This window comes from Billgrantia campisalis (genome assembly GCF_022341425.1).
Taxonomy (GTDB): domain Bacteria; phylum Pseudomonadota; class Gammaproteobacteria; order Pseudomonadales; family Halomonadaceae; genus Halomonas; species Halomonas campisalis.
Genome location: NZ_JABFUC010000039.1, coordinates 1 through 1,983, shown reverse-complemented (window position 1 = coordinate 1,983; position 1,983 = coordinate 1). Strand labels below are relative to the sequence as shown.

At 62.5% G+C, this 1,983-nt stretch carries 1 protein-coding gene; it reads left to right on the top strand.

The window, feature by feature from the left end; genetic code table 11:
* The first annotated feature begins 588 nt into the window (after nucleotides 1–588).
* A complete protein-coding gene (ltrA, locus tag HOP52_RS19490) occupies nucleotides 589–1,890 on the top strand; it encodes a group II intron reverse transcriptase/maturase (RefSeq protein WP_238979194.1) in 1,302 nt (433 codons plus the stop codon).
* Nucleotides 1,891–1,983 lie beyond the last annotated feature (93 nt).

Below are 1,983 nucleotides of genomic sequence, written 5' to 3'. Positions count from 1 at the left end.
GTGCGCCAGGCAAAGCCTGGTCATCCGGGAAACCGAGGAGGTGGAAAGGATGAGTTGAAACCCAGTGGGTGAAAGTCCCACCCGGTCAAGGTTAGCCACCAGCCGGTAGCGAGTCTTGCGTGGTGTCGGGTAACCGCCGCTGCGAAGCGTAGACAGCGAGTGGATAGGCCGTGTGATTGAGCCTCGAAATGTTGATCTTCGTGGTCGCCGACAGTCTTCAAAAACTGGAAGGCAACATGACCCTGCCGTACGGCTTGGCAGGGAAGGGCCGCCGGGGTCGAAGAGCAGGGCATGTCCACATAGGGGTTTCCCAGGAACCTGGGAGGCCCGTCCTTCTCCCCCGAGAAGTATGGACACAGGCGCGGGGCTGCCTGCGGCGAAAGCTCCCGGTCCGGTGCTGTGGTGCCTGACGGTGCCGGAAGCAAACAGCAGGCACTCAGGGGGTACGGCCAGGCGACCATAAGGAGCCAGCCGGATGGAAGGGCGGGAGTCGGAGTCGCTCATAGTACCGAGGAAGGCGGGGAACCGACTCGACGGGACCCGCTGGAGGGAAGGGGCGGCCAATCATCAGAACTGCACGAGGGCAACATGACAGGTGCACAGGAACCGGAGGTCATGTCCACGAAACAAGTGCGGATAGCAGCGCTGGCAGAGCGCTTCCCGCAGCGTGCCTTCACGTCACTGGCGCACTACATCGACGCCCAGTGGCTGAAGACGGCCTACCTGATGACGCGCCATGACGGTGCGGTCGGGATTGATGGTCAGACGGCGGACGACTTCGCGCGCGGCTTCGAGGCCAACATCCAGCGACTGCTGGAAGGGGCCAAGAGCGGTCGCTACCGAGCGCCGCCGGTGCGGCGTGTCCATATCCCCAAGGGAGATGGGCGCACCACACGGCCGATTGGGATTCCCACCTTTGAAGACAAGGTCTTGCAGCGTGCCGTGGTGGCCCTGCTGGAACCGCTCTACGAGCACGACTTTCTGGACGGCTCGTACGGTTTCCGACCGGGACGCTCGGCGCATCAGGCTGTCGAGGCGGTGAGGAACAACCTGATGTCGATGGGAGGCGCCTGGGTCATCGACCTGGACATCAAGGCCTTCTTCGACACGATCGACCACCAGCACCTACGGGCGTTTCTGCAGCAACGAGTGAAGGACGGTGTCATCCTCCGCCTGATCGGCAAGTGGCTCAAGGCTGGGGTACTGGAGGCTGGGCAATGGCAGAAGGGAGAAGTCGGCAGCCCGCAGGGTGGAGTGATTTCCCCCCTGCTGGCGAATGTCTACCTCCATTATGTGCTGGACGAGTGGTTTGAGATAGACGCCAAGCCGCGTCTACGAGGACGAGCGTTCTCGGTGAGGTTCGCCGATGACGCCATCCTGGCGTTCAGCAATGAAGCCGATGCCCGCAAGGTGTTGGAGGTGCTGCCCAAGCGCTTCGCGCGCTACGGCCTGACCCTGCACCCGACCAAGACCCGGCTGGTGCGGTTCCGGCCGCACCGCGAGCAGCGTGCCGAGACCTTCGACTTCCTGGGCTTTACCTACTACTGGGGAAAATCCCGGCGCGGTCGCTGGATCATCAAGCAGAAAACGGCCAAGGATCGGTACAAGCGCGGCCTCAAGCGAATCTCGCTGTGGTGCCGAGCCAACCGTCACCGGCCGCTGCGTGAACAGCACCGCCAACTCTGTCGAAAGGTCACTGGGCATTACGCGTACTACGGGATCACGAACAACATCGAAGCTCTGCAGCGCTTCGTCAACACGGTCCGGCGTATCTGGATCAAGTGGCTCAGGAGGCGCTCGCAGAAGGGATGGTTCTCGTGGGAAAAGGCAGCGCAGCTGTTGTCAATCCTCCCAATGCCGCGTGCCAGGATTGTTCACCGGTTCACCTGACAGCGAAACTGATGATTGAGGAGCCGAGTGCGTCAATCGCGCACGCTCGGATCTGTGGGGGGCCGGGTCGAGCAATCGCCCGGTCTACCCGAC